This is a genomic window from Streptomyces sp. NBC_00224 (assembly GCF_041435195.1).
Lineage (GTDB): Bacteria > Actinomycetota > Actinomycetes > Streptomycetales > Streptomycetaceae > Streptomyces.
In genome coordinates, this window is record NZ_CP108106.1 from 3054116 (window position 1) to 3078962 (window position 24847).

Sequence of the window (24847 nt, forward strand, 5' to 3'; positions counted from 1 at the left end):
TGCGGACCATGGATGGATCCGTGACACGCGGCCGGGTTCGCCGGCTGCTGCTCCCCCTGACGGCGGCCTTCGCCACCGCCACCCTGCTGGCCGGCTGCTCCGGCTCCGGCGCGTCGCACTCCTCCCCGGCGCAGGCCAACGCGGCCGCGCCGAAGAAGGCCGAGGCGCCCCGCAGGGCGGACGGCAACGGGCTGCAGGCCGACTACGAGCGGGTGATCAAGGACGTGCTGCCGTCGGTCGTCCAGATCGACGCGGCCAACAGCCTGGGCTCCGGCATCGTGTACGACGCGCAGGGGCACATCGTCACCAACGCCCATGTGGTGGGCGGCGAGAAGACCTTCAAGGTGTCCACCGCCACCGGCGGCGGCGCGATCGGCGCCAAGCTCGTGGCGGCCTATCCCGAGCAGGACCTCGCGGTGATCAAGCTGGACTCGGTGCCGAACGGGCTGAAGCCGGCCAGGTTCGGCGACTCCACGAAGGTCGCGATGGGCCAGATCGTGCTGGCCATGGGGTCGCCGCTCGGCCTGTCCAGCAGCGTCACCCAGGGCATCGTCTCCGCGACCGGCCGGACGGTGACCGAGAGCCGCGCGGGCGGCGGCACCGGCGCCACCATCGGCAACATGGTGCAGACGTCGGCGGCGATCAACCCCGGCAACAGCGGCGGCGCACTGGTCAACCTGGACAGCGAGGTCATCGGCATCCCGACGCTGGCGGCGACCGACCCGGAGATGGGCGGCAGCGCGGCCCCGGGCATCGGCTTCGCCATCCCGGTCTCGATGGTGAAGACGGTCGCGGACCAGATCATCAAGAACGGCAAGGTCACCGACTCCGGCCGGGCGGCCCTGGGCGTGACCGGGCGTACCGTCGTCGACTCCGACTACCGGCCCGCGGGCGTCGCTGTCGTCGAGGTGAAGGGGGGCGGGGCGGCCGACAAGGCGGGGATCAAGGCCGGGGACATCCTCACCCGGCTCGGGGACACCGACATCAGCACGATCACCTCGCTGTCGGAGGCGCTGGCCGCCGACAGGCCCGGCCAGACCGTCCAGGTGACCTACACGCGCGGCGGCTCGGTGAAGACCGCCCAGGCCACCCTCGGCGAGATCTGAGCGCACCCGCGCGGGGAGCGCACGGCGGCGCCCGCGGACCTCTCCGGTCCGCGGGCGCCGCCGTGTGCCACCGTGCGTCCGCGCGTCAGGACGCGTCGGCCTGCAGGCTCATCGGGCCGTAGATCTTCTTGCCGTCGTCGAAGAGGTGCACCTGGTCGGCCCCGCCCTCCAGCAGGTCCTTCCAGACCTCACCGATCCAGGACTCCGCGTCGCCCTGGGTGGTGAACTCCTCCGGTGCCACCGTCGGCTCGACCTCCGTCCCGTCGGACTTCTCGAATCGCCACGTCCACGCCATGTGCGCCTCCCGGGTCACGTTGCTGCCCGCAGCGTAGCCGGGCGCGCACCGGGTGCGGTGACGCGGGAGGATCGTCTTCGTGGAACTGACTCTCCTCGGCACCGGAGCCCCCGGCGGGCTGCCGAGCCCCGACTGTCCCTGCGCCGCGTGCGCCTCGGCCCGCGGCGACCAGGCGCGCGCCGCGACCGCCCTGCTCGTCGACGGCGCCCTGCTGCTCGATCTGACCCCCGGGGCGGCGCTGGCCGCCGCCCGGGCCGGGCACTCGCTCACGGGCGTACGGCAGGTCCTGCTCACCCATCCGCACGACGGGCCCGCGGTGGAGCTGCCGCCCGGGCTCCCGTCGGCCGGGCGGGTGCCGGACGGCCGGGTCCTGACGCTGATCAGCGGGCACCGGGTGCGGGCCGTGCCGATGGACGCGCCGGGCACGGGGTACGAGGTGACCTCGCCGGAGGGCGAGCGGCTGCTGTATCTGCCGCCGGGGGGCGCGCCGTCGGGGATGGCCGGTGCCTCGCCCCCGTACGACATGGTGGTCTGCGACGTCCTGGGGCGGCCGGACGCGCTGGCGCGGCTGCGGGCGGCGGGCGGCGTGGGGCCCGCCACCGATGTGGTGGCCGCGCACATCGACCACGGCGTGCCGCCCGGCCGGGAGCTCGCCCGGCGGCTGGCGGCGGCCGGGGCGCGGGTGGTGGCGGACGGGACGACGCTGATCGTCGGGGAGTACCACGCGGTGCCCGATCTGCCGCGCCGCACCCTGGTGCTCGGCGGGGCCCGCTCGGGCAAGTCGGTGGAGGCCGAACGCCGTCTGGAGGCCTTCCCGGAGGTCGTGTACGTGGCGACGGGCGGCACCCGGGACGGCGACGCGGAGTGGGCGGCGCGGGTGGGGCTGCACCGCGACCGGCGGCCCGGCGCCTGGCGCACGGAGGAGACCTGCGACCTGGTGCCGCTCCTCGCCTCGGCCGGGCCCGCGCTGCTCGTCGACTGTCTGGCGCTGTGGCTGACCGACGCGATGGACCGGACCGGGGCGTGGTGGGAGGAGGAGAAGCTGCCGGAGGCGGTGCGGGAGCGGGTGGCCGAGCTGGTCGCGGCGGTCCGGGCGACCTCCAGGACCGTGGTGTTCGTCAGCAACGAGGTGGGCTCCGGGGTGGTGCCCTCGACGCGCGCCGGACGGATGTTCCGGGACGAGCTCGGCAGGCTCAACGCGGCGGTCGCGGGCGAGTGCGAACACGTGCTCCTGGTGGTCGCCGGGCAGGCTCTGGTGCTGCGCGGCTGAAGCCGGGCCTGATCTTGCCGCACCACCCGTGGGGCGACCGCGAACTGCCGGTACTGTTCAGCGAATGAGCAGGCTGAATCTCGACGACTTCTCCGATCTGATCGAACGCCCCGACAGCGGTGTGCGGCGTGACGCCGAGGAACGCCGGGAGCGGCTGACCGTGCCGTCCGGCGCCCTCGGCCGGCTCGACGAGCTGGGCGAGTGGCTGTCCGCCGCGCAGGGCACGGTTCCGGTCAAACCCATCGAGCACCCGCGCATGATCCTCTTCGCGGGTGACCACGGCGTCGCCGAGCTGGGCGTCTCGGCCCGCCCGGCGGGCTCCGCGCACACCCTGGTGCGGTCGGTGCTCGACGGCGCGGGCCCCGTCTCCGTACTGGCCCGCCGCCTCGGCGCCCCCGTACGGATCATCGACGCGGGACTGGACTGCGACCCCGAGCTGCTGCCCGAGGACGTCGTACGGCACCGGGTGCGGCGCGGCAGCGGGCGGATCGACATCGAGGACGCGCTGACCGTCGAGGAGGCCGAGGCGGCCGTACGCCTCGGGATGCGCATCGCCGACGAAGAGGCCGACTCCGGCACCGACTTGGCCGTGCTCGGCGACCTCAGCGTCGGCGGCACCACCGCCGCGGCCACCCTGATCGCGGCGCTCTGCGGAACCGACGCCTCCGTGGTCACGGGGCGTGGCGGGGCCGCGATCGACGACCTGGCGTGGATGCGCAAGTGCGCGGCGATCCGGGACGCGCTGCGCCGCGCGCGGCCGGTTCTGGGCGACCAGCTGGAGCTGCTGGCGGCCGTCGGCGGCGCCGACCTTGCCGCGACCACCGGTTTTCTGCTTCAGTGCGCGGTGCGCCGAATGCCGGTCATCCTCGACGGGGTGGTCTCCTCGGCCTGCGCGCTCGTTGCTCAGCGGGCCGCCTTCCGGGCTCCGGACTGGTGGCTGGCCGGTCAGCTGAGCGGTGAACCGGCCCAGTCCAAGGCACTGGACCGGATGGCACTCAACCCTCTGCTCGATCACGGCGTCACTGTCGGTGAAGGAACCGGGGCCCTGCTCGCTCTCCCTCTCGTGCAGGCCGCCGCCGCCCTGGCCGCGGAGCTGCCCGAGCGCGCGGAGACCGAGAGGGATCGCGCCGAAGACTGAGCCGCGGCGCGGCCGGGCACCGCCCCGGCCGCGGCCGTGACCGCCATGAGGCGCGATGTCCGATGCCCCATATGATCGCGTTTCATGGGAGAAGTCCGCTTGACCACCGAAGGATTGAACCGGAGTACCGTCCGGTCGCGACGCAGTGCGGCATTCGCCGTCTGGTACCTGCGCGCCGTGACGTTCATCAACTTCCTGAGCGCCGTATGGGTTTCGCTGGGCCAGGACCTTCGGCGTCACAACACGGACGAGTACTTCACGCCGTATCTGCTCGACGCCGGTTTCGCCTCGGGCGTGCTCACGCTCTTCCTCGCGGTCACCATGCGCCGCCGCAAGCGGGCCGCCTGGATCCTGAACATGGTGCTCAGCGGCCTGGTCCTGCTGCTGTACGCGTTCGTCATGGTCTTCCCGGACTTCCGGCAGTACGCGCAGAACTGGGTGTCCCTGGTCCTGACCGCCGCCTTCGTGCTCGCGCTGCTGTTCAGCCGGCGCGAGTTCTACGCGAAGGGCGACCGCTCCAACCCCAGGCTCGCGGCCGCCGTCGCGGGCGTCGGGCTGCTGGTCACCTCGCTGGTGGCCACGCTCCTGGTCACCGTCGCCAACACGTACGAGGGCAGCCAGCACTCCACGTTCCTGGGCCGCTGGCGGTACGGCGTGATGCGGCTCGTCTCACTGGTGCCCGACGACCACGACATCACCGGGATCGACACCCCGGGCTGGGTCGACGTCACCATCAACGTCCTGTCCACGCTGCTGCTCATCGCCGTGATCTACGCGGCCTTCCGCAACCGCAAGGCCGTCGACCCGATCACCGTCGAGGACGAGGAGAAGCTGCGCGCGCTCCTGGACAAGCAGGGCGAGCGCGACTCGCTCGGCTACTTCGCGCTGCGCCGCGAGAAGAGCGTCATCTGGTCCCCCACCGGCAAGGCCGCCGTGGCCTACCGGGTGGTCGGCGGCGTCTCGCTGGCCTCCGGCGACCCGATCGGCGACCCCGAGGCGTGGCCCGGCGCGATCGAGCCGTGGCTGGCCGAGGCGCGCGAGCACGGCTGGACCCCGGCGGTGATGGGGGCCAGCGAGGAGGCGGGCACCATCTACGCCCGGCACGGCCTGGACGCGCTGGAGCTCGGTGACGAGGCACTCGTGGAGACCGCCGACTTCACCCTGGACGGCCGCGCCATGCGAACCGTCCGCCAGGCGTACAACCGGGTGAAGCGTGCCGGGTACGAGGTGAGGATCCGCCGTCACGCGGACATTCCTGCCGATGAGATGAGTGAACTGCTGCGCAAGGCCGACGACTGGCGCGACGGCGCCACCGAGCGCGGTTTCTCCATGGCCCTGGGCCGTCTGGGGGACCCGGCGGACGGCCAGTGCGTGATGCTGGAGTGCACCGACGGCAACGGCGACCTGCGGGCCGTCCTGAGCTTCGTGCCGTGGGGCCCCAACGGACTCTCCCTCGACCTGATGCGCCGCGACCGGGACTCCGAGAACGGCCTGATGGAGTTCATGGTCATCGAGCTCCTCCAGCGCGCCAAGGAGATCCAGACCACCCAGGTCTCACTGAACTTCGCGATGTTCCGCTCCGTCTTCGAACGCGGCTCGAAGCTCGGCGCCGGTCCCGTGCTGAGGCTGTGGCGCTCGCTGCTCAGCTTCTTCTCCCGCTGGTGGCAGATCGAGTCGCTGTACCGGGCCAACGCCAAGTACCGCCCGATCTGGGAGCCCCGCTTCATGCTCTTCGAGAAGTCCGCCGACCTGCCGCGCATCGGTATCGCGGCCGCGCGCGCGGAAGGCTTCCTGGAGGCCCCCGGGCTGCCCAAGTGGCTGCACCGCAAGCACCTGGAGTCCCAGAGGTGAAGGCCACCCGCTCCCTGATCGGCAACGGACCAGTACGTCGGTTCGCCCGTCGGGAGTGGGGTCCGCTCCACCTGGCCGTCCGCTACGCGCTCACCACCCAGCGCTGGCGGGCGGTCCCCATGACACTCGGCGCGGTCGCGCTGACATCGTTGTTCCAGGTCATCCAGAACCAGCCCTGGGGCTTCCGGCCGGTCCAGCTGATCGGCTCGGTCAAGGCCGAGGACGCGCTGTGGATCTCGCTGCTGCGCACCCCGCTCTCCCTCTTCGTCCCGGCCCTGGACCTGCCGGTCTGGGGCGCGCTCGGCCAGCTGCTGCTGGTCTTCGGGATCGCGGAGATCTGCATCGGCCGCCGCCACACCCTGCTCATCGCGTACGCGGCGACCCTGGCCGGGACGATGTACGCGCGCGTGGGCATCGCACTCGGCCCCGACAGCGTCCTGGGGCTGCCCGCCTCGGACGCCAAGATGGTCGACACCGGCCCCTCGGCCGCGGTGGTGGGGCTCGCGGTGTACGTGTGCTGGCGCTACCGGGCGTACTGGACGGCCGGGGTCGTGGTCGCGTCGATGGTCGGCGAGGTGCTGCTCAAGGACAACCTCGCGGGCAAGGAGCACCTCGCGGCGATCGTCGCGGTGGGCGTGCTGTGCTGGATCACCACGGTGCGCCAGAAGCGCCGCCGCGACCGCGCCGCTCAGGGGCGGCGCACCGGCAGCCTGTCCGGGGCACCGCCGATAAAGTCCTGAGCCCGGCGCCGCAGCCGCGTCCAGCGCCGGTCGTGCCGGTAGACCCGCATGGCCGACCGGGCGCGGGCCCGGGGCCGCTCGCGGTAGAAGCGGCGGGCCCACGGCGAGCCGGGCCGGGCGAGCCGGATCGCCCCGACGAGCGCCACGAACGGGATGAGCGTGCCCATGATGGCGAGCCGGAACTTGCCCTTGAAGAGCGCGAGCAGCACGAAGCAGAAGTTGATCGAGAGGGTGAGGATGAACGACGCCCGGTCGTGCTGCTCCTGCGCTGTCATGTCGTTGACGCCGAGCGGCGAGAACCCGCCGAGTGCGAGCAGCACCAGGGCGGCGGTCAGCACCACCACCTCGACGCTCTTGCGGCCCTGCTCGGTCCAGTAGACGTCGTCCAGGTGCAGGATCAGCGCGAACTCGTCGAGGACCAGGCCCGCGCCGACCCCGAAGACCACCGCGAAGACACCGGCGCCGATCCCGTGCCGCCCGCTGCCGACCGCCCCGAACCCGCCCACCACGGTGAGGATCACCCCGGGCACCACATGGTGGATGTGCATCCCGCCCGGCCTGATGTTGCGGAACGGGCCGCGCCCGGCCCGGATGAGCCGGGTGATCGTACGGGTGACGAGGAAGGTCAGCACGAACGACGCCAGGGCGAGCAGCATCGGAAGCTTGCCCGGCTCGACGAAGTTCCGGTTGAACCAGCTCATCCCCATCCGCCCTGAATCGGAGGAGTGCACGCAATACGCGCAATTTACCCCGGTGGGGCCGGGGACGGCGCCCGGGATACCCTGCGGCCGATGAATCCCATGGACGGCATACGCTTCGCCTTCGGCACGCTCACCGCGCTCCCGGTACGGGTCACCCGCTGGGACCGCGAGGCGGCCCGGGCAGGGATGCTCTGGGCGCCGCTGGCGGGTCTGGTGATCGGCGCCTGCGCGGCGGCCACCGGGGGGATCCTCCTGCTCCTCGACTCGGGCCCGCTGCTCGCCGCCGTCGCCACGGCCGCGGTCCCGGCCGCGCTCACCCGGGGCCTGCACCTGGACGGCCTGGCGGACGTGGCCGACGGCCTGGGCAGCGCGAAGCCCGCCGAGGACGCGCTGCGGATCATGAAGCAGTCGGACATCGGCCCGTTCGGCGTGCTCACCCTGGTCTTCGTGCTGCTCGGCCAGGTGGCCGTGTTGGCGGAGCTGTACGCGGCGAGCTGGGAGCGGGGCGCGGTGGCGGCCGTCGTCGCGGCCGTCACGGCCCGCCTGGCCCTCACCCTGGCCTGCCGCCCGGGCGTCCCTGCGGCTCGGCCGAACGGGTTGGGGGCGGCCGTGGCAGGCGTGGTGCCCCTGCGGGCGGCAGCGGGGGTGGCGGTGCTGGTCGCGGCCGGGTGCGCGGCCGGGGCGTGGGTGCTGCTGGGCCCCGGCGCGGCCCTCCACCACGCACTGGCGGTCGCGGCGGGCCTGCTGGCGGCCCAACTGCTCCTGACCCACTGCGTACGCCGCTTCGGCGGGGTCACGGGGGATGTGTTCGGCGCGCTGGCCGAGACGGCGACGACGACGGCCCTGATCGTGTCGGCGCTGGGGGCGAGCTAGGGCCTGCGGACCGTGCTGGGCCGAGCGCGCAGTTCCCCGCGCCCCTTCATGGCCCGGTGTTCGTCTGCGGACCGTGCTCGCTTCTCGCGCAGTTCCCCGCGCCCCTTAGGTAGTCCGCCGCAACCGGAGAACCCAGCTCAGCCACAGGCTTTTAGGGGCGCGGGGAACTGCGCGACCAGCCCAGCACGGTCCGCAGCCGAAATCGCTAGCAAGCCTTACGCCACGTACCCAGCTCCAACTGCTTCTGCATGGAGCTCAAGTGCAGCTCCCGCGCCTCGGCGCAGAACCTCGCGGGCGCCTTGTCGTACTCGACATGGAACACCGCTTTCCCGGCGCGAGTGAACGCGCCGAGCACGTCGCACTCGCCGAACTCCGCGCACTGCTCGTTCACCGCGAAGTCGAAGTCCCCCACCAGCTCCGGGATCTGGTCGAGGTCGTTCTTCAACCCGACCGCCAGCCCCCGGTCATGGGCGAGCCGCGCGACGAGCCGGTTGTACGCGAGCTGCTGCGCGGCCGTGAGAGGGAACCCGGTCTCGTTGTCGTAGCCGTCCATGTTGTCCGGCTCGACCGCGTCGAACCCCTTCTCCCGGCACATGTCGAACCGCTTGGCCATCAGCGGCCCCAGCACGTCCGTGCGGCGGACGTCGAGCCAGCGCTCGCCCTTCCAGCCGTTGCTCTTACCGAGCACCGACTTGGGGAACCGGTCGGCGTCCGGGCGGAAGTCCTCCCAGGCGCCGGTCGAGACGTAGCAGATGACCTTGCGCCCGCGCCGGTGCAGATCGTCGATCTGGGCCTTGGTGACGTTGAAGCCGTCGACGTCGTACACCGGCACGTCCACCGTCGGGTCGAGCTTCCCGGTGAGCTGCCACTGCCAGGCCAGCCCGGGCCGCGGCTGCCAGCGCGCGCCGATGGGCGTCGGCGAGGGGGTGGAGGGGGTGGAGGGACTCGGGCGGGACGCGGACGGGGTCGGCGCGGTCGGGGTCGGCGCGGCGCTGGACTCGTCCGGCCCCGGCCTGTCGTCGTCGTCCGACGAGGACGAGGAGCACCCCGCCACCAGGAGCAGCAGCAGGACCAGCGCGAGCGGGAGGCGTCTCATCGGGCGGACTCCAGGAGGTGCGGCAGGGTGCCCCACGGGTGCGGCGCGTCCCCCGGCACCGCGCAGTGCACGGACGTGGCGGGCCGGGCGCCGGGCGGGGCCGCGTACACGAGGTGGCAGAAGCGCTCGGGCGGGTGGCCCAGGGTCCACTCCGGGGCGCGCACCTCGGGATAGGCCGCCCAGGTGCCCTCGAACGTGACGAGCAGGTCCGCGAGTTCGGCGTAGCCGGGGTCGGGGTGGGCGCCGTGGTTGAGGACCAGGGTGCGGGCCCCGGCGGCGCGGGCGGCGACCGAGAGCCGCCGGTAGTGCGGCAGCAGCCCCGGGTCGGTGGCCACCTGGTCGAGGAAGGCGCCGTCGGCCCCGTACCAGTCGCGGTGGCGCAGCAGGTCGCGTACGACGTCGGCGTGCGGGCGGCGGCCGTAGTCCGTGTCCGCGTAGCCGAGGACGGGGACGTCGGCCGCCCGCAGCCGGGCCGCGGCCTCGGCGAACGCCGGGTCGGGGGCCTCCCCCGCGCCGCTGGCCGGGTTGAGCACCACCCCGTACAGCAGGGGGGCCGCCGCGATCAGCGTCTCCCAGGCCTCGGGCCGGTCGGCCGGGTGGTCGTAGAACGGGACGAGGAGGTTCCGCTCCGGGGCGGAGGTGAGGGGTGCGGCGTGCATGGTGTGCGTGACTTCCGTCCTGATGCGCGCGGCTGCTGCGGGCCCCGCTCCGAATGCGGTCATACCCGATGTGGTCGTCCCCGATGCGATCATGCCCGGTGGGCCGTAACCCTTCCCAGCAGTGCCCCCACCAGACCGGCGAGCACCACCGCCGCCGCGCCCGTCACCACCGGCCCGACCTCGCGGGGGTGGCCCGCCCCGGCCGCCAGGGCGAGGACCTGCACCCCGCCCGCCGTGCAGCACACGGCGGCGGCGCTGCGGACCGCCCCGAACGACTGGAGCAGCAGCGCGGTCCACAGGACCATGCCGGTGAACAGCAGCCCGGTGAGGCGCAGCGCGCCCAGTGCGGGGGCGTCCGGCCACAGGAGCGTGCCGACGACGGTGAGGGCGAAGAGCACGGCGAGATAGCCGCTCAGACAGACCACGATGGTGATCACGGTCGCCTTGCGGAAGCCGTACGCGGTGGTGCTGGCCCGCAGCCCGGCCACGCTCTCTCGGCGGAAGCGGTGGAGCAGCCACTCGGCGGGCCCCATGCTCAGGGTGAGCGCCACGGCCGAGGGCGCGGCCACGGCGGCCCCGGCCCCGTCGGCGAGCACCTCCCCGACGGCCGCGTAGAGCACCAGGACGCCGGTGCCCAGGCCGAACAGGGCGTACGGGACGGAGGCGGCGAGCCGGGGGCCCGGCCGGTCGTCGTCCGCTCCCCCGCCGCCGCCCGCCGCACCGGCCAGGGCCCGCCGGGCGAAGCCGGCCGCGGCGGCGAGCGAGAGCAGCAGCAGCCCGGTGCGCAGGGCCTCGGGCAGGTCGTACGGGACGGTGAGCGCGGCGCCCGCCGCCATCGGCAGCAGCGCGCACAGCAGGTCCCGCTCGCGCCCCATGGCGAGCAGCACGGTCGCCGCCGCCAGATAGACGGCCTGCCCGGCGGCGAAGCCGGCCGCGGGCAGTTCGCCGGGCCCGCTCGCCGCCAGCGCCACCAGGGCGCTCAGCACGGCCCCCAGCGGCGCCCCGGTGCGCAGGGCGGCGGCCGCGGCGGGCCGGTCGCCGAGGCCCAGCCAGGAGTACGCCCGGTGCGAGAGGCCCTGGTTCCACGCCCAGCCGATGATGGCCCCGGCGAGCAGCGGGACCGTACCTGCGGGCAGGCCGAAGCCGTCCGGGGGCCCGGCGAGCAGCGGCGCCCCCAGGACGTACGCGAGGCCGGGCAGGGCGAAGACCAGGCCGCGCAGCAGACAGGCGGGCAGACCGGTGTGCCAGGGGTCGGCGGCCGGGGACGCGGCGGGCGGGTAGCGGCGCTCCACGCGCGCGTAGAGGTCCTCGGCGAGCTCGAAGGAGTCCTGGCGGCCGTAGGTGGTGCGTATGTGGGCGTCGGTCATCCCGTCGGATTCGAGGATGGCCGCCACCTCGTCGGGGTGGACGGCGGCGGCGATCAACTCCTCCAGGCGGGCGGCCAGTTCGTCGATGGGGTCGGGGGCGGCGGCGTGCGGGCGCTGCCGCGGGATGAAGGGCAGGGTGTCCTGCCCCTCCTTGCCCAGCCAGAGCGAGCCGCTCACCAGACGGATCCGTCCGACGCCAGCTCCCGGTACCAGGGGTCGGCGAGTTCGAGCGTCCAGTCGTCCGACTCCCGCGGCACCTCGACACGCCGCTCGGCGGCCGCCGCGTACCGCGGTACGGGCTCCGGGTCGCCGGCGAGCTCCAGATAGATCCGGCGGAAACCGTCCACGGACCGGTGCAGCGTGAACTGGTCGACGACCCGGCTGCGGGCCCGCGCGCCCAGTTCGGTGCGGTACGCGTCGTCACGCAGCAGCGCGAGGGTGGCCTCGGCCATCAGCGCGGGCTCGCGCGGCGGCACCACGAGACCGGCGTCCCCGACGGCCTCGCGCACCCCGCCCACGTCCGTGGACACCGTGGCGCGACCGCAGGACATCGCCTCTATCAACGAGAAAGGGAACCCCTCACTGATGCTGGAGAGCATCACCAGGCTCCCCGCCGCGTACGCGCCGGCCACATCGCTGACGCGGCCCTCGTAGCTGATGCCGTCGGTCACGCCGAGCTCGGCGGCGAGCTTCTCAAGGCGGGTGCGGTAGTCCTCGTTGCCCGCCGGGACGGGGCCGAACAGCCGCAGCCGTACCTCCGGCAGCTCTGCCCTGACCATGGCGTACGCCCGGATCAGGGTCTCCAGGTCCTTGATGGGATCGATGCGGCCGCACCAGCTGAGCGTGGGCACCGCCGGGTCGGGTCCCGCGTGCGGGAAGAGGTTGGGGTCGACCCCGTTGTAGACGGTCCTGATGCGGTCCACCGGCGCCCCGCCGCGCTCCTCCCAGCGGCGGTTGTACTGGTTGCACGGGGTGATGAGGTCGGCCTGGCGGTACCCCATCGAGTTGAGTTCGCGGTAGAAGCTGAGGATCACCGACTTCACCGGCCAGGTCTGCTCGCCCGTGCGGTAGCCGAGGTAGCGCTCGCGCAGATAGATGCCGTGTTCGGTGAGGAGAAAGGGCACGCCGTCGAAGTGCTGGGCGGCGAGCGCGGGAAGGGTGGCGAGTCCGCTGCTGACCGCGTGCGCCACGCAGTCCTCCGGGAGCCGGGCGGTCAGCGGGCGCAGCGCGTGTTCGAGGAGGTCGGTGGCGGTCAGGGCGTCGTGCACGGTGGGCCGGGCCGCGGCTATCTGAAGGTGCGGCATGGTCCAGATCCACATCAGCGACCGCAGCGCGGCCTCCGAGCGCAGCGCCGCCGAGAGCCGCCCGGCCCGGGCCAGCCGCGCCAGGGCGTACAGCCCCTGGGTGAAATCGCAGCCGGACTCCGGGTCGAGCATCGAGAGCAGGAACCGCTCATAGACGTCTATGAAACGGCGCCGCTCCTTGCCGAGGAGTGGCCGCCGCCCCGGCGCCGGCCCCCACAGGGGGAACGCCGTGTGCCGGTACACGTTCGGCGGGAGCTCCCAGGTGACCGGCTCGCGGCCGCTGCCGGTGAGGGCAAGGACGTTGAAGTCCACCTCCGGCATACCGCGGACGAGCTGGTCGCACCAGGTGCTCACACCCCCGTGAATGTGCGGATAGGTGCCTTCCGTGAGCATGGTGACATGACGGCCACTGCTCGGCATTGTTGTCCCCCCTGGACAGCGAATGTCAGTCGGCTGGTCAGGCCGGAAGCTTCAGCGTGATCGCCGCCTGCAGCGGTCCGGGTGCGGACCAGGCGGAGCGCTGACCCGCGTACGGCGTGCCGAACACGGTGGTACCGAGGAGCTGTTGCTGACGGGTGCCCTCGGGAGCGGTGACGGGTGCCACCACGCCCGACGGCCCCTGGACGGTCACGGCGGTGCCGATGCGGTACGCGGTGACCTTGCCGTCCGCGACCGCCTTGGCCCACGCGGACTGGCGGCCGAGTTCGGTGCCGATGTCCCGCTGACGCAGGTTGACCACGGGCGCGCTGTCCGCGAACAGACCACGGTAGTCGCCGAGCACCTTGTCCAGGACCGGGTAGAGGATCCGCTCCTCGGCGAGGTTGGACTGGTGGACGTAGTGCGGCCGCGGGTCGTTGCCGAGCACGTGGCGCAGTGCGGTGCCGGCCTCCTGGGGAACGATGTGGGACTGGTAGCCGGTGGCGGTGTCCAGCGGCGCGGGCAGGCAGGTGGACGTCGGGTTGTCCTCGCAGATCCCGCTGCCGCCGTCCGCCTTCGAGGTGTAGATCCAGTTGTACTCGTCGGTCATCTCGGCCGCCCTGCCGACGTTGTAGTACACGTTCATCGGGTAGCGCGGCACCGTGAGGGCCTTGCCGACCGGGCGCTGCTGCGGCTCGCGCGAGTTGTCGCTGCCGGTCCACTTGACCCCGGCGTCGAGGAGCCCGGCGGCCAGGTTGGGGTTGTCCTGGGGCTGCTGCGGCAGGGTCTTCAGGCCGGAGTGCTCACCGGTGACCAGTTCGGTGCGGTCGACCGGAAGGCCCTTCTGCACGCCCCAGTTGTAGTTGTTGTTGATCTGGCCGGAAATGTCGCTCCGGCTCACCCACTTGGTGCTGCCGTCCGCGTTCTTCGCGCAGGTCCAGGGAACGGTGGTGGTGTCCTGGACGCAGCCGAGGAACTCGTGCGTGTAGGTGTGGTTCTCCCAGCGGAACTTGGCCTTGTCGGCGAGGAGCTGGGTGGTGAGCGCGTCGGTGCCGCCGTTCTCGGCCTTCCACTCCTCACCGGAACCCGCGTTGTACAGCAGGTCGAGGGTGAAGCCGCTGGTCTGCTCCCACTGGGCGGCGTACTGCGCGTCGGCCGCCGTCATCCGGATGTCGCTCGTCTGACCGCTCCCCCCGGCACAGTCGAAGTCACCGGGCGTGCAGTTGAGCGTGGTGTCCCAGCGGGCGTCCGGCGCGAAGACATCGTCGACATGCACCGCAAAGTAGTTGCGGCTCTGCCCGAGGTGTACGCCTTGAGTCAGCCATTCCACCATGCCGCGGGCAAGTACCTTGAACTGCTCCTGGTACTGGTTGTACGCGAAGGTGACGACGAGTTCGCTGCGCCCGTCGTGGGTGTAGGACCCGACCAGGGAACCGCCGGTGGGCGCGGTGAGATAGCTGCTGTAGCCCTCCCGGGGATGGCCCGCGTACCCGTAACTCTCCGACACCATGGCCGAGTTGTCCTCGAAGAGGACCGGCCCGTCGAGGTAGTTGAACGGCCCGGCCTTGCCATCCGCGGTGACCTGGGTCGTGGCGCCGTCCAGGACGCCCGCCCAACCGCCGTTCTGGTCGGTGTAGTCGAGCCCGACCTCGGGGTGGGCCCAGGTGTAGGCGTCAATCTGGCGGATGCCGAAGGTCTTCTCGTACGCCGCGAGCGCGGTCTGCTCGGGGGCGTCGGCCGCGCCGAACGGGATCTCGTTGGGCGCCACCACGCCCTGGAACTTGGCGCGGGGCCGCCCGTTCACCGTGTCGCTCAGGAATGCCGCATCGATCGTCTGGCGCCCGGCGTCGTTCAGCTTCACCGTCTGGTACGGCAGCCCGATGCTCTTCAGCTGGGCCACCAGCGCGTCCACCGCGCTGCCCCCGTCGTCCAGGACGAGCACCTTGAGGTCGATGCGCGGAGGTGTCGCCGTCGTGTCGGCCGCGGCGGCGGGTATGCCCGCCACCAGGACGCCGGCGGTGAGCAGCGCGACGGTGGCTCTGCCCGCGTTCAAGCGGTTCGCCTTCTTCAATGTTTCCCCCCTCATGGGGGTCCTTCCGTATGCGCGCACATGGGAGGACCTGTGGAGATGATGCAAAGGAGCCCCGTGCGCCCTTGCCCGAACGGGCCGAGTGTGACTGAGCGCTCACAGTCTGGCGGGGAAACGTTGAAGAGACACCACGGATGAGTGAATTGCCGCCACCGTGATCGAAGCGCATCCGCGCGCGTACGCTCGTATCCGCGCCCAACTCGGCCGATTTACGATGCGCCGGGGCACAGCCGACCCATCCCTCGGCTCGAAAACTCAACGGAAGAGAGACTTCACCACCGTGACTGCTCTGACTCTCAGCACTGCCGGTGCCGCGACGCTGCGCGCCGACGCCGTGGTCGTCGGCATCGCCAAGGGCACCGGCCCCAAGGCGGGTCCGGTCGTCGCGCCGGGCGCCGAGGCCGTGGACAAGGCGTTCGGCGGCAAGCTCGCCGGCGTTCTGGAGACCCTGGGCGCCTCCGGTGCCGAGGGCGAGGTGACCAAGCTGCCGTCGCCGTCCGGCCTGAAGGCGCCGGTCGTGCTGGCGGTCGGGCTCGGCACGGCCCCCGAGAAGGACGAGGCGTTCGCCGCCGAGGTGCTGCGGTCCGCCGCCGGCGCCGCGGCCCGCGCACTCACCGGCACCAAGAAGGCCGCGTTCGCGCTGCCCGTGGAGGCGGCCGAGGACGTGGCGGCCATCGCGGAGGGCGCGCTGCTCGGTGCGTACGCCTTCACCGCGTACCAGGACGGCGGCAAGAGCGCGAAGGCGCCACTGGCCGAAATCGCCTTGATCGGCGCCAAGCCGCGTGACAAGGCTCACAAGGCGGCCGCCGAGCGCGCCATCACGCTGGCCGAGGAGATCAACCGCGCCCGCGACCTGGTGAACACCCCGCCGAACGACCTCTACCCCGAATCCTTCGCCGCAGTCGCCACCGCGGCCGGCAAGGAGCACGGCGTCAAGGTCCAGGTGCTCGACGAGAAGGCGCTCACCAAGGGCGGCTTCGGCGGCATCCTCGGCGTCGGCATCGGCTCCGCCAACGCGCCCCGCCTGGTGCGCATCGCCTACACCCACCCGGCCGCGGCCAAGTCCCTCGCCTACGTCGGCAAGGGCATCACCTACGACTCGGGCGGCATCTCGCTGAAGCCGGCCGGCCACAACGAGACGATGAAGTGCGACATGGCCGGCGCCGCCGCCGTCTTCGCCGCCGTCGTCACGGCCGCCCGCCTCGGCCTGAAGGTGAACGTCACCGGCTGGCTGGCGCTCGCCGAGAACATGCCGTCCGGCACCGCCACCCGCCCCGGTGACGTGCTGCGCATGTACAGCGGCAAGACCGTCGAGGTCCTCAACACCGACGCCGAGGGCCGGCTCGTGCTGGCCGACGCCCTGGCCAAGGCCTCCGAGGAGAACCCGGACGCGATCGTCGACGTGGCGACCCTGACCGGCGCCATGATGATGGCGCTCGGCAGCCGCACGTTCGGCGTGATGGCCAACGACGACGCCTTCCGCACCGCCGTCCACGAGACGGCCGAGGAGGCCGGCGAGCAGTCCTGGCCGATGCCGCTCCCCGCCGACCTGCGCAAGGGCATGGACTCCCCGACCGCCGACATCGCCAACATGGGCGAGCGGATGGGCGGCGGCCTGGTGGCCGGTCTGTTCCTGAAGGAGTTCGTGGGCGAGGGCATCACCTGGGCCCACCTGGACATCGCGGGCCCGGCCTACAACGAGGGCGGCCCCTTCGGCTACACCCCCAAGGGCGGCACCGGTTCCGCGGTCCGCACCCTGGTCCGCCTCGCCGAGCGCACCGCCGACGGCGAGCTCGGCTGACGCCGTGTGACACCGATGGCCTCGGGCATATGCCTGAGGCCGTTCGTGTTCACCCCCCGTATACGTGTGGATTCCGCTCTGGACGAAATCCACAGGTACGCAGACGGCGATCGCCCTCCCGAGGGGACGGTCGCCCGTCTCAGAGCCCGGCCCCGCGTCCCGCCTTCCGGCAACAAGTGCGAAGATGGGTTCTCGGCAGGACAGGGCCCCCACCACAGGGCCGACGAAGACAAGCGGCCGAACACCAGCCGCCGCCCGGTCATCACCCGAAGGGGACAAAGATGTCCGGCGCCCGGCGCACATGCATGGAGGACGTGACGTGGCGAACGACGCCAGCACCGTTTTCGACCTAGTGATCCTCGGCGGTGGCAGTGGCGGCTACGCCGCGGCCCTGCGCGGAGCGCAGCTGGGCCTGGACGTCGCACTGATCGAGAAGAACAAGCTCGGCGGCACCTGCCTGCACAACGGCTGCATCCCCACCAAGGCCCTGCTGCACGCCGGTGAGATCGCCGACCAGGCGCGCGAGGCCGAGCAGTTCGGTGTCAAGGCCACCTTCGAGGGCATCGACATCGCGGCCGTCCACAAGTACAAGGACGACGTGATCTCGGGCCTCTACAAGGGCCTCCAGGGCCTGGTCGCCTCCCGCAAGGTGACGTACATCGAGGGTGAGGGCCGTCTGTCGTCGCCCACCTCGGTCGACGTCAACGGGCAGCGCGTCCAGGGCCGCCATGTCCTCCTGGCGACCGGCTCCGTGCCGAAGTCGCTGCCGGGCCTGGAGATCGACGGCAACCGCATCATCTCCTCGGACCACGCGCTGACCCTGGACCGGGTCCCGCAGTCCGCGATCATCCTGGGCGGCGGCGTCATCGGCGTCGAGTTCGCCTCGGCGTGGAAGTCCTTCGGCACCGACGTCACCGTCGTCGAGGGCCTCAAGCACCTCGTCCCGGCCGAGGACGAGAACTCCTCGAAGCTTCTTGAGCGCGCGTTCCGCAAGCGCGGCATCAAGTTCAACCTGGGCACCTTCTTCCAGAAGGCCGAGTACACCCAGAACGGTGTCAAGGTCACGCTGGCCGACGGCAAGGAGTTCGAGGCCGAGGTCCTCCTCGTCGCCATCGGCCGCGGCCCGGTCTCGCAGGGCCTCGGTTACGAGGAGCAGGGCGTCGCGATGGACCGCGGCTACGTCCTCGTCGACGAGTACATGCGCACCAACGTGCCCACCATCTCCGCGGTCGGCGACCTCGTCCCGACCCTCCAGCTCGCGCACGTCGGCTTCGCCGAGGGCATCCTGGTGGCGGAGCGTCTGGCCGGTCTCAAGACCGTCCCGATCGACTACGACGGTGTGCCGCGCGTGACGTACTGCCACCCCGAGGTCGCCTCCGTCGGCATCTCCGAGGCCAAGGCCAAGGAGATCTACGGTGCGGACAAGGTCGTCGCTCTGAAGTACAACCTCGCGGGCAACGGCAAGAGCAAGATCCTCAAGACCGCGGGCGAGATCAAGCTCGTCCAGGTCAAGGACGGTGCCGTGGTCGGCGTCCACATGGTCGGTGACCGTATGGGCGAGCAGGTCGGCGAGGCCCAGCTGATCTACAACTGGGAGGCTCTGCCGGCCGAGGTCGCGCAGCTCATCCACGCGCACCCGACGCAGAACGAGGCTCTCGGCGAGGCGCACCTGGCGCTGGCCGGCAAGCCGCTGCACTCCCACGACTGATTGCCCTCGGGCGCGACGACCACTTCCGCAAATCTGTAAGGAGAAACTGAAACCATGTCGGTTTCCGTAACCCTTCCGGCGCTCGGCGAGAGCGTCACCGAGGGCACTGTCACCCGTTGGCTGAAGGCCGAGGGCGAGCGCGTCGAGGCCGACGAGCCGTTGCTTGAGGTCTCGACCGACAAGGTCGACACCGAGATCCCGGCCCCCGCCTCCGGCATCCTGGCCTCCATCAAGGTGGCCGAGGACGAGACCGTCGAGGTCGGCGCCGAGCTGGCGATCATCGACGACGGCACGGGCGCTCCGGCCCCGGCCGCGGCTCCGGCCGCCGAGCCCGTCGCCGCTCCCGCCCCGGCCCCCGTGGCCGAGGCTCCGGCCGCCCCGGCGCCCGCCGCCGAGGTCCCGGCCGCCGCCCCCGCCGGTGGCGCCGCCGGCACCGACGTGACGCTCCCCGCCCTGGGCGAGTCCGTCACCGAGGGCACCGTCACCCGCTGGCTGAAGCAGGTCGGCGAGGAGGTGGCCGAGGACGAGCCGCTCCTTGAGGTCTCCACCGACAAGGTCGACACCGAGATCCCCGCCCCGGTCGCCGGTGTGCTGCTTGAGATCGTGGTCGGCGAGGACGAGACCGCCGAGGTCGGCGCCAAGCTGGCCGTCATCGGCGCCGCCGGTGCCGCGCCCGCCGCCGCTCCGGCCCCGGCCGCCCCGGCTCCGGCCGCTGCCCCTGCTCCGGCTCCGGTCGCCGCTCCGGCGCCCGCCCCGGCCGCTCCGGCTCCGGCTCCGGCCGCCCCCGTGGCCGCCCCGGCCACCCCGGCGCCCGCGCCGGTCGCCGCCCCGGCTCCGGTGACCCCGGCTCCGGCTCCGGTCGCCACCTCCGGCGACGACGGCGCGTACGTCACGCCGCTGGTCCGCAAGCTCGCCTCCGAGTCCGGTGTGGACCTGGGCGCGGTCAAGGGCACCGGCGTCGGTGGCCGTATCCGCAAGCAGGACGTCATCGCCGCGGCCGAGGCCGCCAAGGCCGCCGCTCCGGCGCCGGCCGCCGCCGCTGCCCCCGCCGCGAAGGCCGCCCCCTCCCTGGAGGCGTCCCCGCTGCGCGGCCAGACGGTCAAGATGACGCGCATGCGCAAGGTCATCGGCGACAACATGATGAAGGCGCTGCACTCGCAGGCCCAGCTGACCTCGGTCGTCGAGGTCGACATCACCAAGCTGATGAAGCTGCGCGCGGCCGCGAAGGACTCCTTCGCCGCCCGTGAGGGCGTCAAGCTGTCCCCGATGCCGTTCTTCGTGAAGGCGGCGGCCCAGGCGCTGAAGGCCCACCCGGTCATCAACGCCCGGATCAACGAGGACGAGGGCACCATCACGTACTTCGACTCGGAGAACATCGGCATCGCCGTGGACTCCGAGAAGGGTCTGATGACGCCGGTCATCAAGGGTGCGGGCGGTCTGAACCTCGCCGGTATCTCCAAGGCCACGGCCGAGCTGGCCGGCAAGGTCCGCGCCAACAAGATCACCCCGGACGAGCTGTCCGGCGCGACCTTCACGATCAGCAACACCGGCTCGCGCGGTGCGCTGTTCGACACGGTCATCGTGCCGCCGAACCAGGTCGCCATCCTGGGCATCGGCGCGACGGTCAAGCGCCCGGCGGTCATCGAGACGGCCGAGGGCACGGTCATCGGCATCCGCGACATGACGTACCTGTCGCTCTCGTACGACCACCGTCTGGTGGACGGCGCCGACGCGGCCCGCTACCTGTCGGCCGTCAAGGCGATCCTTGAGGCCGGCGAGTTCGAGGTCGAGCTCGGCCTGTAGGACCCGCGGCCGTACGGTCTGTGACGAAGGCGCCCCCGCCCGGAGTGATTCCTGGTGGGGGCGCCGCCGTATTGTCTAGAGGTCACCGCTCGCGTGAAGGAGCTCTTCATGACCCCGCCCGTCGTCCACTCGCTGCGCGAGCAGATCCGCGAGCACATCGTGGAGGGGATCGTCAGCGGCCGCTGGAAGCCCGGTGAGCGGATCGTGGAGCGCCGGATCGCCGTCGAGCTCCAGGTGAGCCAGACGCCCGTCCGGGAGGCCCTGCGGGAGCTGGAGTCCCTCCGCCTGATCGAGTCGGCCCCCAACAAGGGCGTACGCGTACGGAACCTGACGGCGGCCGACCTGGAGGAGAGCTATCCCGTCCGGGCCGGCCTGGAGCAGATCGCGGCCGAGCTGGCCGCGGACCGCCTCGCCGCGGACTGCTCGGCGCTGGAACCGCATGTGGCGGCGCTGTACGAGGCGGACGCGGCGGCCGACGGGACCGCGCAGGTCCGGCACACGGTGGGGTTCCATCGGGAGCTGGTGCGGGCGGCGGACAACAGCGTCCTCCTCCACACCTGGGAGGGCCTCGGTATCGAGGTCTTCACGGCCCTGTCCATCCGCTGGCTCGGCACGGTCCAGAAGTCGTACGCGGAGGAGCACGAGGAGCTGGTGGCGGCGTTCCGGCGGCACGATCCGCGGATCGGCACCCTGGTCAAGTCCCACGTCCTGGGCTGCGCCCCACGGGCGTAGCCCCCACCCCGCCCGTTGCCTGAACCCTCCGGGGCGGTCTCCCGGGAGCCGCACCCCCGGACCCCCGCGTCGGGGCTCCGCCCCGGACCCTGTTCGTCTGCGGGTCGCCTGTGGCTGGTCGCGCAGTTCCCCGCGCCCCTTGAATGCCGCTGCGCGCCATCCCCTGGGCGCCCCGAAGGGGCGCTTTCAGGGGCGCGGGGAACTGCGCGACCAGCCCCCACCGAACCCGCAGACGAGCACCGGGCCTACCAACCCCCCGCTCATACTCCCGCACCCCCGCTCATCCGAACCCCGCCCCACCTGCGAAAACAAGGCACCCCGTGCCCCCATCCACGGCACCCTGTGCCGACTTTGTCGATATCGAGAAGTTTTTCGCTCAACGCTTTGATCGATCATCGATCGGCGGCTTACAGTCGACGGCGGACTTACCCGGTCCACCGCCCTGTCCTGCCAGACATGGCTCTTTTCTCCACCCCCCTCCTGTCCGGAAGGCGGCGATCATGATCGACCCCACGCCCAAGTCTCCGAGCGAGCTCGACCAGCTCCCGGATCGTGACACCGAGGAGACCGCCGAGTGGGCGGCCTCCCTCGATGCCGTCGCCAAGGCCGCCGGCCCCCACCGGGCCGCGTATCTGATGCGCCGCACGCTCCAGCACGCCGAGGGCGCGGGCCTGGCCCTGCCCAAGCTGCTGGAGACGGACTACGTCAACACCATCCCCAGCTCCGCCGAGCCCGTCATCGACGGTGACGAGGAGATGGAGCGCCGGATCACGGCGTGGAACCGGTGGAACGCCGCCGCGATGGTCACCCGCGGCTCCAAGCACGGCGTCGGCGGCCACATCGCCACCTTCGCCTCCGCCGCCTGGCTGTACGAGACCGGCTTCAACCACTTCTTCCAGGGGAAGGAGCGCGACGGGTCCGGCGACCAGCTCTACATCCAGGGCCACGCCTCCCCCGGCATCTACGCCCGCGCCTTCCTCGACGGCCGCCTGGGCGAGACGCACCTCGACAACTTCCGGCAGGAGTCCGGCGGCAACGGCCTGCCCTCCTACCCGCACCCGCGCCGACTGCCCTGGCTGTGGGAGTTCCCGACCGTTTCGATGGGTCTCGGGCCGCTCTCCGCCATCTACCAGGCCCGGTTCAACCGGTATCTCACCAACCGCAACATCAAGGATGTCTCCGGCTCCCACGTGTGGGCCTTCCTCGGTGACGGCGAGATGGACGAGCCCGAGTCGACCGCCGCACTCGCGCTCGCCGCGCGTGAGGGCCTCGACAACCTCACCTTCGTCATCAACTGCAACCTGCAGCGCCTCGACGGCCCGGTCCGCGCCAACTTCAAGATCGTGCAGGAGCTGGAGGCCCAGTTCCGCGGCGCCGGCTGGAACGTCGTGAAGTCGCTGTGGGGCGGCGCCTGGGACGAGCTGTTCGCGCTCGACACCACCGGCGCGCTGGTCCGCCGGCTGCGCGAGGTCCCGGACGCGCAGGTGCAGACGTACCAGACGCGTGACGCGGCCTACATCCGCGCGGACTTCTTCGGCAAGGACCCGGCACTCGTCGAGATGGCGAAGCTGCTCTCCGACGACAAGATCCTTGAGTGCTTCCACCTTTCGCGCGGTGGCCACGAGCCCCGCAAGGTGTACGCCGCGTACAAGGCCGCCCTGGAGTTCAAGGGCGCGCCGACGGTCATCCTGGCGCAGACCGTCAAGGGCTTCACCCTCGGTGAGGGCTTCGCGTCCAAGAACGCGAACCACCAGATGAAGAAGCTCTCGAACGACGAGTTCAAGAACATGCGGGATCTTCTCGAACTGCCGATCTCGGACTCGCAGTTCGTCGACGGTGTCGTGCCCTACGGCCACCCCGGTGTCGACTCTCCCGAGGTCCGTTACCTCCAGGAGCGGCGCGCCGCCCTCGGTGGGCCCGCCCCGGCCCGTCGTACGCACGCGCTCGCCCCGCTGCCCGCCCCGGCCGACAAGGCGTTCGCCGCCTTCGACAAGGGCTCCGGCAACCAGTCCATGGCCACCACCATGGCATTCGTCCGCCTGGTCAAGGACCTCATCCGCGACAAGGAGACCGGCAAGCGCTGGGTCCCGATCGTCCCGGACGAGGCCCGTACCTTCGGTATGGAGTCGCTCTTCCCCTCGCTCGGCATCTACTCGCCGAAGGGTCAGACGTACGAGCCGGTCGACCGCGACCAGCTGATGTACTACCGCGAGGCGAAGGACGGCCAGATCCTCAACGAGGGGATCACCGAGGCCGGTTCGATGGCCGACTTCATCGCCGCGTCGTCCGCGTACTCCACGCACGGCGAAGCGATGATCCCGTTCTACATCTTCTACTCGATGTTCGGCTGGCAGCGCACCGCCGACCAGATGTGGCAGCTCGGCGACCAGCTCGGCCGCGGCTTCCTGGTGGGTGCCACCGCCGGTCGTACGACGCTGACCGGTGAGGGCCTGCAGCACGCCGACGGCCACTCGCCGGTGATCGCCGCGACCAACCCGGCGGCGCTCACCTACGACCCGGCGTTCGCGTACGAGATCGGCACGATCGTCAAGGACGGTCTGCGCCGGATGTACGGCGAGGCGGCTCCGGACGAGGACCAGAACGTCTTCTACTACCTCACCGTCTACAACGAGCCGATGCCGCAGCCCGCCAAGCCTGCCGGGATCGACGAGGGCATCATCAAGGGCCTCTACCGCTTCAACACGGCCGAGTCGGCCGGGCTGAACGTGGCGGCCGCCAACCCCGCGCGCATCCAGCTGCTCGGCTCGGGCACCGCGATCCACTGGACCCTTGAGGCCCAGAAGCTGCTCGCCGAGGAGTGGGGCGTGGCCGCCGACGTGTGGTCCGCGACCTCCTGGACCGAGCTGCGCCGCGACGCCCTGGAGGCGGACGCCGCGCTGCTGCGCGGCGAGGAGCGCGTGCCGTACGTACGCCAGGCGCTGGCCGGTGCCGAGGGCCCGGTCCTCGCGGTCAGCGACTACATGCGCCAGGTCCCGGACCAGATCGCGCAGTGGGTCGAGCAGGACTACTCCTCGCTCGGCGCCGACGGGTTCGGCCTCTCCGACACCCGCGCCGCGGCCCGCCGCCACTTCGGCGTCGACGCCCAGTCGATCGTGGTCGCGGCCCTGGCCCAGCTGGCCCGCCGCGGCGAGGTCAAGGCCTCGTCCGTGAAGGAAGCCCGCGAGCGGTACGGCCTGTAAGGCCGGAGGAACCAGTACGCCCGAGGGGCACGGCTGCTGCCGTGCCCCTCGGGCGTACCCGCGCTTCCTTCGGCGGCTGGGGCGAGTGGTTCGATCCGGCCGCCCGAAGGGCTGATTTGCGCGGCTCCGCGTGCGCGGCCACCCGCCAGCCACGATGCTGGATCCCGTGATGGACGAGACGGAATTCTGGGAGCTGATCGACAGCACCCGCGAGGACGCCGAGGGCGACCCCGAGGACCATGCGGAGCTGCTGGTGGAGCGCTTGCTGCAGCTCGACCCGGAATCCGTCCTGGACTTCGCCAGGCACTTCGAGGCCCGCTACAACCGCGCCTACGCCTGGGAACTGTGGGGCGCGGCGGCGGTGCTGCTCGGCGGCGCCAGCGACGACGCGTTCGACTACTTCCGCTGCTGGCTCATCGGCCAGGGCCGTGAGGTGTTCGAGGGCGCCCTGCACGGCCCGGACCACCTCGCCGAGCTCCTGGAGGACTTCGACGAGGAGATCGACGGCGACGGCGAGGACCTCGGCTACGCGGCGGACGAGGCGTACGAGCAGCTCACCGGGGCCGTGGCGCCCGATCTGGGCATCTCGCCCCAGCCCTCCGAACCGCTGGGCACACCGATCGACTTCGAGGACGACCGCGCCCTGGCGGATCGGTTCCCCCGTCTGTGGGAACGATTCGGCACGCCGGTCTAGGGC

General features: G+C 71.9%; 19 protein-coding genes. 12 read left to right on the forward strand and 7 right to left on the reverse strand.

Annotated elements, in window-relative coordinates; genetic code table 11:
* Positions 1-8: 8 nt before the first annotated feature.
* Positions 9-1106 carry a S1C family serine protease gene (locus tag OG965_RS13630; RefSeq protein WP_371652314.1) on the forward strand — a complete coding sequence of 366 codons (1098 nt, stop codon included), beginning with the start codon at positions 9-11 and terminating at the stop codon, positions 1104-1106.
* A gap of 85 nt (positions 1107-1191) precedes the next feature.
* On the opposite strand, the gene OG965_RS13635 is transcribed toward OG965_RS13630, so the two are convergent.
* On the reverse strand, positions 1192-1401 hold the full coding sequence (locus OG965_RS13635) for a hypothetical protein (protein WP_371652315.1): 210 nt from the start codon (positions 1399-1401) through the stop codon (positions 1192-1194).
* Between the two features lie 79 nt (positions 1402-1480).
* Between OG965_RS13635 and OG965_RS13640 the strand changes: the two genes are divergently transcribed.
* From OG965_RS13640 to OG965_RS13655, 4 genes are all read left to right on the forward strand, one after another.
* Complete coding sequence (locus OG965_RS13640) at positions 1481-2671, forward strand: bifunctional adenosylcobinamide kinase/adenosylcobinamide-phosphate guanylyltransferase (protein ID WP_371652316.1); 1191 nt, start codon at positions 1481-1483, stop codon at positions 2669-2671.
* 64 nt (positions 2672-2735) lie between these two features.
* Positions 2736-3809, forward strand: a complete 1074-nt coding sequence (gene cobT, locus OG965_RS13645) for a nicotinate-nucleotide--dimethylbenzimidazole phosphoribosyltransferase (protein ID WP_371652317.1) — start codon at positions 2736-2738, stop codon at positions 3807-3809.
* A gap of 84 nt (positions 3810-3893) precedes the next feature.
* Positions 3894-5660, forward strand: a complete 1767-nt coding sequence (locus tag OG965_RS13650) for a phosphatidylglycerol lysyltransferase domain-containing protein (RefSeq protein WP_371652318.1) — start codon at positions 3894-3896, stop codon at positions 5658-5660.
* Entirely contained in the window at positions 5657-6400 is a 744-nt protein-coding gene (locus tag OG965_RS13655; protein WP_371652319.1) for a hypothetical protein, read from the forward strand. The genes OG965_RS13650 and OG965_RS13655 overlap by 4 nt, the downstream gene beginning before the upstream one ends.
* Here OG965_RS13655 and OG965_RS13660 read toward each other — a convergent pair.
* Positions 6349-7107: a hypothetical protein gene (locus OG965_RS13660; protein ID WP_371652320.1), complete on the reverse strand. Its 759-nt coding sequence runs from the start codon at positions 7105-7107 to the stop codon at positions 6349-6351. The two genes, OG965_RS13655 and OG965_RS13660, sit on opposite strands and share 52 nt — an antisense overlap.
* Positions 7108-7191: 84 nt before the next feature.
* Here OG965_RS13660 and OG965_RS13665 point away from each other — a divergent pair, with 84 nt between their 5' ends.
* Positions 7192-7974 (forward strand): adenosylcobinamide-GDP ribazoletransferase, encoded by a 783-nt coding sequence (locus OG965_RS13665; protein WP_371652321.1) that lies wholly within the window; start codon positions 7192-7194, stop codon positions 7972-7974.
* A 205-nt stretch (positions 7975-8179) separates the two neighbouring features.
* On the opposite strand, the gene OG965_RS13670 is transcribed toward OG965_RS13665, so the two are convergent.
* The 5 genes from OG965_RS13670 to OG965_RS13690 all read right to left on the reverse strand — a co-directional run bounded on the left by OG965_RS13670 (position 8180) and on the right by OG965_RS13690 (position 14903).
* Complete coding sequence (locus OG965_RS13670; protein ID WP_371652322.1) at positions 8180-9070, reverse strand: endo alpha-1,4 polygalactosaminidase; 891 nt, start codon at positions 9068-9070, stop codon at positions 8180-8182.
* Positions 9067-9729: a spherulation-specific family 4 protein gene (locus OG965_RS13675; RefSeq protein ID WP_371656935.1), complete on the reverse strand. Its 663-nt coding sequence runs from the start codon at positions 9727-9729 to the stop codon at positions 9067-9069. The genes OG965_RS13670 and OG965_RS13675 overlap by 4 nt, the downstream gene beginning before the upstream one ends.
* A gap of 89 nt (positions 9730-9818) precedes the next feature.
* Positions 9819-11273 (reverse strand): hypothetical protein, encoded by a 1455-nt coding sequence (locus tag OG965_RS13680; protein WP_371652323.1) that lies wholly within the window; start codon positions 11271-11273, stop codon positions 9819-9821.
* On the reverse strand, positions 11270-12820 hold the full coding sequence (pelF, locus tag OG965_RS13685; protein ID WP_371652324.1) for a GT4 family glycosyltransferase PelF: 1551 nt from the start codon (positions 12818-12820) through the stop codon (positions 11270-11272). Before pelF ends, OG965_RS13680 begins: the two co-directional genes overlap by 4 nt.
* A 37-nt stretch (positions 12821-12857) precedes the next feature.
* Positions 12858-14903, reverse strand: a complete 2046-nt coding sequence (locus tag OG965_RS13690) for a hypothetical protein (protein WP_371652325.1) — start codon at positions 14901-14903, stop codon at positions 12858-12860.
* Between the two features lie 283 nt (positions 14904-15186).
* Here OG965_RS13690 and OG965_RS13695 point away from each other — a divergent pair, with 283 nt between their 5' ends.
* The 6 genes from OG965_RS13695 to OG965_RS13720 all read left to right on the forward strand — a co-directional run bounded on the left by OG965_RS13695 (position 15187) and on the right by OG965_RS13720 (position 24844).
* Positions 15187-16707, forward strand: a complete 1521-nt coding sequence (locus tag OG965_RS13695; protein WP_371652326.1) for a leucyl aminopeptidase — start codon at positions 15187-15189, stop codon at positions 16705-16707.
* A gap of 319 nt (positions 16708-17026) precedes the next feature.
* Positions 17027-18415: a dihydrolipoyl dehydrogenase gene (gene lpdA, locus OG965_RS13700; RefSeq protein WP_190088689.1), complete on the forward strand. Its 1389-nt coding sequence runs from the start codon at positions 17027-17029 to the stop codon at positions 18413-18415.
* 54 nt (positions 18416-18469) lie between these two features.
* A complete protein-coding gene (gene sucB / locus OG965_RS13705; protein WP_371652327.1) occupies positions 18470-20218 on the forward strand; it encodes a 2-oxoglutarate dehydrogenase, E2 component, dihydrolipoamide succinyltransferase in 1749 nt (582 codons plus the stop codon).
* A gap of 108 nt (positions 20219-20326) precedes the next feature.
* Positions 20327-20950, forward strand: a complete 624-nt coding sequence (locus OG965_RS13710; RefSeq protein ID WP_371652328.1) for a GntR family transcriptional regulator — start codon at positions 20327-20329, stop codon at positions 20948-20950.
* Positions 20951-21450: 500 nt separating this feature from the next.
* On the forward strand, positions 21451-24150 hold the full coding sequence (aceE, locus tag OG965_RS13715; RefSeq protein WP_371652329.1) for a pyruvate dehydrogenase (acetyl-transferring), homodimeric type: 2700 nt from the start codon (positions 21451-21453) through the stop codon (positions 24148-24150).
* A gap of 169 nt (positions 24151-24319) precedes the next feature.
* Complete coding sequence (locus tag OG965_RS13720) at positions 24320-24844, forward strand: DUF4240 domain-containing protein (RefSeq protein ID WP_371652330.1); 525 nt, start codon at positions 24320-24322, stop codon at positions 24842-24844.
* Positions 24845-24847 lie beyond the last annotated feature (3 nt).